The organism is Oscillatoria salina IIICB1 (assembly GCF_020144665.1).
In the GTDB taxonomy this organism is placed as follows: domain Bacteria; phylum Cyanobacteriota; class Cyanobacteriia; order Cyanobacteriales; family SIO1D9; genus IIICB1.
In genome coordinates this window covers 1-7,368 of sequence record NZ_JAAHBQ010000126.1, presented here as the reverse complement: position 1 = coordinate 7,368, position 7,368 = coordinate 1, and the positions used below count along the sequence as shown (strand labels likewise).

General features: G+C 42.3%; 9 protein-coding genes. 6 read left to right on the top strand and 3 right to left on the bottom strand.

Annotation, left to right across the window (positions count from 1 at the left end; genetic code table 11):
• The first annotated feature begins 89 nt into the window (after positions 1–89).
• The 6 genes from kdsA (at position 90) to G3T18_RS24100 (ending at position 5,216) form a co-directional block, all read left to right on the top strand.
• Complete coding sequence (gene kdsA, locus G3T18_RS24125) at positions 90–929, top strand: 3-deoxy-8-phosphooctulonate synthase (RefSeq protein WP_224413145.1); 840 nt, start codon at positions 90–92, stop codon at positions 927–929.
• Between the two features lie 162 nt (positions 930–1,091).
• Complete coding sequence (locus G3T18_RS24120; RefSeq protein WP_224413144.1) at positions 1,092–1,607, top strand: KdsC family phosphatase; 516 nt, start codon at positions 1,092–1,094, stop codon at positions 1,605–1,607.
• Positions 1,608–1,609: 2 nt separating this feature from the next.
• Entirely contained in the window at positions 1,610–2,572 is a 963-nt protein-coding gene (locus G3T18_RS24115) for a glycosyltransferase (protein WP_224413143.1), read from the top strand.
• A gap of 99 nt (positions 2,573–2,671) precedes the next feature.
• Positions 2,672–3,478 carry an ABC transporter permease gene (locus G3T18_RS24110; protein WP_224413142.1) on the top strand — a complete coding sequence of 269 codons (807 nt, stop codon included), beginning with the start codon at positions 2,672–2,674 and terminating at the stop codon, positions 3,476–3,478.
• Between the two features lie 4 nt (positions 3,479–3,482).
• Positions 3,483–4,280, top strand: coding sequence for an ABC transporter ATP-binding protein (locus tag G3T18_RS24105; RefSeq protein ID WP_224413141.1), 798 nt, complete (start codon positions 3,483–3,485; stop codon positions 4,278–4,280).
• 48 nt (positions 4,281–4,328) lie between these two features.
• A complete protein-coding gene (locus tag G3T18_RS24100; RefSeq protein ID WP_224413140.1) occupies positions 4,329–5,216 on the top strand; it encodes a glycosyltransferase in 888 nt (295 codons plus the stop codon).
• Positions 5,217–5,251: 35 nt separating this feature from the next.
• Here G3T18_RS24100 and G3T18_RS24095 read toward each other — a convergent pair whose 3' ends face one another.
• The 3 genes from G3T18_RS24095 to G3T18_RS24085 form a co-directional block, all read right to left on the bottom strand.
• Positions 5,252–6,031 carry a histidine kinase gene (locus G3T18_RS24095; protein WP_224413139.1) on the bottom strand — a complete coding sequence of 260 codons (780 nt, stop codon included), beginning with the start codon at positions 6,029–6,031 and terminating at the stop codon, positions 5,252–5,254.
• 96 nt (positions 6,032–6,127) lie between these two features.
• Positions 6,128–6,961 carry a hypothetical protein gene (locus G3T18_RS24090; protein WP_224413138.1) on the bottom strand — a complete coding sequence of 278 codons (834 nt, stop codon included), beginning with the start codon at positions 6,959–6,961 and terminating at the stop codon, positions 6,128–6,130.
• 201 nt (positions 6,962–7,162) lie between these two features.
• A partial coding sequence (locus G3T18_RS24085; RefSeq protein WP_224413137.1) for a hypothetical protein occupies positions 7,163–7,368 on the bottom strand: 206 nt, incomplete at its 5' end.

The following is a 7,368-nucleotide window of genomic DNA, read 5'->3' as shown; positions in this document are numbered from 1 at the left end:
GCTTTCATCATACTGAAGGCTTATCGCTTAAATAATTTTACCTTTAGGCATAATATTCAGACATGAGAGAAAATCAACCCAGAGCAAAAATGATCCAAACTCAAATTAGCGACAAAATAATTATCGGCGATCGCCAACCTCTCGCCTTAATCGCCGGACCTTGCGTCATCGAATCCGAAGAATTTACCTTAAAAATGGCAGCCGAGATCCGGAAAATTGGCGATCGCCTCTCGATCCCCTTCATCTTCAAATCCTCCTTCGACAAAGCCAACCGTACCTCAATCGAATCCTTTCGCGGACAAAACCTCGAAACCGGACTCAAAATCCTCCAACGAGTCAAAGACGAAATCAATGTCCCCGTCTTAACCGACATCCACGAAAGCTACCAAGCCAAAATCGTCGCCGAAGTCGTAGACATCCTCCAAATCCCCGCCTTTCTTTGCCGTCAAACCGACCTCCTCATCGCCGCAGCCGCCACCAAACGAGCAATCAACATCAAAAAAGGACAATTTCTCGCACCCTGGGACATGAAGCACGTCGTCAGCAAACTAGAAACAGCCGGAGCAACCAACATCCTCCTCACCGAAAGAGGAACCAGCTTCGGCTACAACACCCTCGTCGTTGACTTTCGTTCCCTACCCCAAATGCGCGAACTCGGCTATCCCGTCGTCTTCGACGCAACCCACAGCGTCCAAATGCCCGGAGGACAAGGCGGAAAATCCGGCGGACAAAGACAATTCGTTCCCCACCTCGCCCGCGCAGCCACAGCGATCGGAATTGACGCACTCTTCCTCGAAGTCCACGAAAACCCCGACATCGCCCTCAGCGACGGACCCAACATGATTCCCCTCGCCCAACTAGAAACCCTACTCAAACAAATACTCAGCATCCGCAACGGACTCGAAGTCGCCCCCCCCATCCAACTCTAACCATCCCCAAATCACCCTCAAATAGCAGAGAACGAATTAGTTAGGACATCCTCATTTTCGGAAAACCTTGCTAGCTTATGCTCTCATCACTGTTTACTGTTCACTGCGATAACTCCCCCTTAGCGTCTTTGCGCCTACTCGAAACGAGAACGGCTACGCCGAATGCACGAACAAAACATGACCAACCTCAAAAACCACCTCAACCAAATCAAACTACTCGCAATGGACGTCGATGGAGTCCTCACCGACGGCGGACTCTACTACAACGAAAACGGCGAAGTGTTCAAAAAATTTAACGTCAAAGACGGACAAGGCTTGAAACGACTCACCCAAGCAGGCATTGAAGTCGCAATTATTTCCGCCCACAACTCCAAAGCCACCCTCCATCGAGCCAAAAACCTCGGTATACGTCATACTTTTATTGGTGTGGAAGATAAACTCTCTACCCTCAAGCAGTTATGTCATAAACTGCAATTGTCCCTCGAACAAGTCGCATACATTGGCGACGATCTCAATGATTTGCCCATCATGAGCATAATCGGTTGTCCCCTGACAGTCGCCGACGCCATGCCTGAAAATCAAGCAGCAGCGATCTATATTACCAAATTAGGAGGAGGGCAAGGAGCGGTCAGAGAAATTTGTGAGATCCTGCTAGCAACCCATCGTGGTGAGGAGTGAACATGACAACAGAAAATACCATTAAAATCTTCGTCGGTACCGAGGAAGAACAAATTTTGGCAGTCAAAGTGCTGGAATATTCTATCCGCAAGCACGCGACACAACCAATAGAAATTAAACCTTTATTTGTTGCTTTGCGAGAAGCAGGAATTCAAATTCCGACTCCCAAAGATCCGCAAATACGTCCGAGAACACCTTTTAGTTTTCAACGCTTCGCTATTCCCGCACTCACGGAATATCAAGGAAAAGCAATTTATCTCGACTCGGATATGCAGGTTTTCCGAGACATTCAAGAAATTTGGTCAATGCCTTTTCAAGGTGCAGACTTACTTTCCGTTGCCGAACCAGCAAACTCAGGCAGACCTCCCCAGTTTAGCGTAATGCTCCTCAACTGCGCACAATTGAAATGGGATGTGTCTGAGTTAGTCAAACAGTTAGAAGCAGGAAAATGGACTTATCAACAATTCGTCCTCGAAATGGCTCCCGCCGAAAAAATTTCTGCTACTCTACCTTTAGGTTGGAATGACTTAGAGCGTTACAATTCAGAGAAAACCGCTTTAACTCACTATACCGATATGCCAAAGCAACCTTGGCTAAATTATCAAAATCCTCTCGGTTGGTTATGGTGTCAAGATTTATTTAACGCCGTTAAAGATGGCTTTATTACTCAGGAATTCATCTCCGAACAAGTCAAAAAAGGTTGGGTGAGACCTTCGCTATTGTATCAATTGAAGCATAACATTATTGACCCACTTCAGTTACCGCCAAAAGTAATTGCCAAAGACAAAAAAGAATTTATTCCACCTTACGCAGTCAAAAAACAACTGCAAAAAATAACTCATGACAGCCAAACTCCATCCTTAATTAAACATCTCGCTCGTCAGCTATATATCCTCGCTCGTAACATTTGGAGAACAAGGGCTGTACAATTTATCTCAGGAAAATTCAAGCGTGGCTACTCCTGAAAAATAGCCCGGTGTTACAACCACAGGAGTTGACGAAAACTCCAGTATAAGGATAAATTGCTCAAGAGCAACAAAGTTATTTGGTGTTTTTTGCCGCCTATGGCTAATGTTCCCAAAACTAGACCAACTCTCTCGCGATCGCGCCGTAATTTAGAAATACTTCAAGTTTTTGTCCAGCGTAACCTGAAAACGCGCTATCGAGGTTCTTATTTAGGTGTTTATTGGTCGCTTTTAAACCCCTTGTTGATGACAGGTATCTACACGGCAATTTTTGGTGCAGTTTTTGCCGAATATTACGATAACTCGATTATCAACTATATTTTGGCAGCTTTTACTGGCTTGTCAGTAATTCATTTCTTTTCTGGTTCCACTTCCCAAGCCTTGCGTAGCGTTGTTACTAACGGTACTATCCTCAATAAAATCTCTCTCCCTGTCAGTATTTTACCTGCTTCGACGATCGCCGCGAATCTCTTTCAATTTTCCGTTGGCACTTTTCCTCTCCTCGCAATTATGGCGTTGTTTATTTCTGGGAATATACTCAACTCTATCGCCTTAATTTTACCCGTTGCTGCCTTAGCTTTTCTCTGTACGGGAGTAGGATTTATCCTCGCTGGAATGTATGTATTTTTCCGCGACTTACCCTACTTTTACCAATTAGTAGTATATGCTCTTCGCATTGGTACGCCAGTTTTTTATCCGTCTGAAATCGTACCGGAAAAAGTGAGGAATGTTATAGAATTAAACCCACTAGCTGCGATTATTGAAAGCGTCCGTCAAATTACCTTATCTGGCGATTTACCCGATTTAAAATTAATTTGGGGCGCACTTTTAAGCAGTATGCTTGTTGCTGTCCTCGGATGGATCTGTTTTCAATTGCAGCGAGATCGATTTATGGATTTACTATAGATAGATGGAAGTAATTTCTCTCGATAATGTTTCCCTTTGGCGACGAACCCAAGAAGAATTTTCTTATGATATCAAAACGACAATTTTGTCTTTGTTAGAAGGCAAACATCGCCAACCAGCTAAGAAAAAAACCTTAGATAATATCAATTTGCTTATCGAAGCAGGCGAAAAAGTAGGTGTAATTGGTGCTAATGGTTCCGGAAAATCTACTTTGATGAAAATCATTTGTCAGATTTTAAAACCGACAACGGGAAAAGTCAGAGTCAGAGGACAAATTGCACCTCTACTCGAATTAGGTGCAGGTTTTGTTTCTGAGATTTCAGTTATAGATAATATCATTTTTTATGGGATCTTACTGGGATTTTCACGCCAAGAAATGAAAAATAGAGTAAGTTCTATTTTAGAATTTGCTGAACTAGAAGAATATGCTTATGTCCCGGTAAAAGCGCTTTCTTCGGGAATGAAATCTCGTTTGGGTTTTGCGATTGCTACTGACGTACAACCGGATATTCTCATTCTTGATGAAGTTTTCGCTGTTGGAGATGCTAGTTTTAAGAAAAAATGTAGCCATAGAATGGAAAAGTTATGGGATAAAACGGGAACTATTTTAATGGTATCTCACGATTTGAATCATATAAAAACTGCTTGTGAAAGAGTGATTTGGCTGGAAAAGGGACAGCTTAAATTTTCGGGAGATCCCGCAGAAGCAATCGAACTTTATTTAACTTACGCTGACGCGAAAGAAGAACCTCAAGATAATAGTAAAAACAATGGTAAAGTTGTGGTGAATAAAAGTTTTTAAGGAAAATTTAACCACTGATAAACACTAATTATTTAGGCACTAATTTTTGTGGCGATCGATTTTCTCATTGTTAACTATTACTCTACATCTTTGATTGCTAAATTGCTCGAATCTATTCCTCCTGAAGAGGATTTTGAGTATCGAGTTGCGATCGTCAATAATTCTCCCGATGATAAGAGTATTTATCAGTTAGAGACAGATCGAGTTAAAATTTTAACACCGTCAACAAATTTAGGCTTTGGTGGTGGCTGCAATTTCGGCTTAAAATGGATTAGCGCGATCGCGGCTGACAGTATTGTCTGGATCGTTAATCCCGATGCTTATCTCAAGGAAATTTCTTTAGCACAAGTTAGGGATTTTTTCAAGGAATATCCCGAAGTTTCTTTACTTGGTACAACTATCTATACTCCAGACGATAAAATTTGGTTTGCTGGAGGAATTTTCCTACCTCAACGAGGTGCTATTTTAGCTGTAGATTTACTAACGGAAAATCCCGATCTTAGCTATGTAACTTGCGACTGGGTAAGCGGTTGTAGCTTTTTAATTAATTTGCAAAACTTTGTCAAATGTCCTGAATTCGATCCAGCTTATTTTCTTTATTACGAAGACTTTGACTTTTGCTGGCGCTACAAAAATCAAGGTCATATTGTCGGCGTTACTCAACAACTAGCAGTAATTCACGAACCTTCTTCAATTACGAATAGAAATATGAGTAAAAAGCTCGAATATAGTACCTATGGTTATCTACTAGCCTTAGCCAAGTATAGCAACAAAACTATCTTTACTTTACGTTTCCTGCGTCTATTAGTGTTTGCTTTGATTTTACTTCCCTTAAAACCCCAAGCAGCAGTGGGAAAACTTGCTGGGGTAAGTAATTATTTTTCCTCACAGCAGAAGAGGATGCGTGGAAAACGCACCCTCGAAAATTCAGTTTAAGATTCAAACCCACCAAAGCAGGCTAAAATCTAAAATTAGCGAACTTCTTTGCGCTTATCGACGATAACTACCTCAGCATCGCCATCGCCAGTGAGATCGCGACTTTTAACGTCCTCAGTGACAACTTCCTCATGGGTTTCCATGCGTTTTACATTAGTTGTCGGTGTCGCTTCACGCTTTACGTTGGTTGTCGCTGTTGCTTCACTAACTGTCTGAGACGGAGTATCGAAGATATCAAAATCTTCCACATGACGCTTCCGCATAATATCTCGGACGCGGTTAACATCGTCATCAGTACCGCTAACCATGATTAGATAATCGCCAGCTTTCACGCGATCTTCGTATACTTTCGCTTTTTCTTCGGGAATACCTAAACCAACTAAGGCTCCGATAATACCACCACTAGCAGCACCGATTCCAGCTCCTGCTAAAGTAGATGCTAGGGCGGAGATTTCTGCTCCTGCGGCTAATACCGGACCGATACCAGGAATAGCCAATAAGCCTACACCGACGAGAAAACCACCAACACCACCGAGGACTGTACCAGTAGTAGCGCCGATTCCAGCTCCTTCTTTGGCTTCATTACCATGTTTTTCGGTAATTTCTTTGGAACCTTCGACATCTTCGACGTTACGCGCCAAAATGGAGACTCTCTCCATGTCAAAGCCAGCGCCTTTGATATCCCGGATAACATCTTCGAGGTCTTCGCGCTTTTTGAAGACACCAACTGCGCGTTTGTAGGTACCTCTTTCGGGAACTCCTTTTACTTGTTCTTCTCTAAGTTCTCTTTCTCTGATTTCTCTGTCTCTAACCATATTATTCTCGGATTGAATTCAACAACTTTAGGGGTTACTAAGTCCTTTGTTTGTGACTAGACTTAGGGGGAAAAACTTAATTTTGTGGCGAAATAATTACTTATTATCGATCGCGGAGGGATAAATACTATCGGCGACAATTACGGGTCTGTTACTGTATCGAGACTCGAATTCAGCGATATCTTCGTCAGTCCAACCGAGTTCAGCCGCTTCTTGTTCTAGTAGCGCTCCATCGAACTCGCGTGCTACGCCTGTAACGGTAACGTTTTCGCCTTCTTGAATCGGGCTATCTTCAGCTTTAAGATTGCGACTAATACCGATGACTAAGACTCCGTAATCATCTACCCAACCATCTTCAAATAAGGCGAAGGCGTTGGGAGAGTCAAGTTCTCTTACTTGTCCTTCCACGGCAATCTCTTGATTAAAATAACCATTAGGAACTTCTGCTAAGTCTTCGGGAGTAGGAGCAAGAGCTAAAGATTCAGCAATAATAGCAGGTTGCTGTTCGTAGTCTACATATAGCTCGTCTTCTAAATCGAGACCATATTCGTTTTCCACATCGGCGACTACTAATTCGACAGCTTCACCTGTGACTTGTACCGGAACTTCGATCGCGGGAACTCTAAAGTCAGCACCAGTACTATTAATAACGAGGATTTCTTCGCCAGCTTGACTTTGAAGCACAAAGCCAGTGTTACCTACTGTTTCTTCTACTTGGCTTCGGATCGTGATTTCTTTGCCGACGATATCGCTACCATTCTCACCTATTTCGGAAACATCTTCTGTAGTGGCGTTATCTCTACCTTCTCGTATTTCTTCGTTATTATTACAAGCTGGTAGGACTAAGGTAGTTAAGCCGAGTGCGATCGCGCCTAGGCTCATTCCTGTTTTTTTGATTAGGGATTTCTCTGAATGATTTCGATTTAACATAAGTATTTAGTTCTCTTAAAAAACTTCACAATCGATCTGGGGGCGATCGTTTAAACTATTTAATTAACTGAGCGAGTATTTCAGCAAATGTAAGCCAAAAAATATTTTTTCACTCTACTCTCATTATATTTTTCTCAGATACTTATTTAAATCCATCATTCGAGGTATTTGGATTCTCTATCGAATTGCAGATTGCCGACACTAAAAGGAGCTATCAGTGTTCCTGGTGCTGATAGGTGAAGTTTTAGCGAGCCAGTCAAATTGAGAATATTTTTTTGTCTTTAATGCCCTCGAACGGCTGGAGAAGAAAGGTAATTTGGCATTTTTGTGCTTGGCTAAATTATCTTTTTGGCGTTGTTTAACAACTGTGAAAAGTTGGATAATTGAAGTAATACCAGAGTGAGATT

Bases quoted from the DNA above. Each gene is read 5' to 3' on its own strand.
- G3T18_RS24095 (WP_224413139.1), bottom strand. From the start codon at position 6,031: ATGGTTAGAGACAGAGAAATCAGAGAAAGAGAACTTAGAGAAGAACAA.
- G3T18_RS24105 (WP_224413141.1), top strand. From the start codon at position 3,483: ATGGAAGTAATTTCTCTCGATAATGTTTCCCTTTGGCGACGAACCCAA.
- G3T18_RS24110 (WP_224413142.1), top strand. From the start codon at position 2,672: ATGGCTAATGTTCCCAAAACTAGACCAACTCTCTCGCGATCGCGCCGT.
- G3T18_RS24120 (WP_224413144.1), top strand. From the start codon at position 1,092: ATGCACGAACAAAACATGACCAACCTCAAAAACCACCTCAACCAAATC.
- G3T18_RS24115 (WP_224413143.1), top strand. From the start codon at position 1,610: ATGACAACAGAAAATACCATTAAAATCTTCGTCGGTACCGAGGAAGAA.
- kdsA (WP_224413145.1), top strand. From the start codon at position 90: ATGATCCAAACTCAAATTAGCGACAAAATAATTATCGGCGATCGCCAA.
- G3T18_RS24090 (WP_224413138.1), bottom strand. From the start codon at position 6,961: ATGTTAAATCGAAATCATTCAGAGAAATCCCTAATCAAAAAAACAGGA.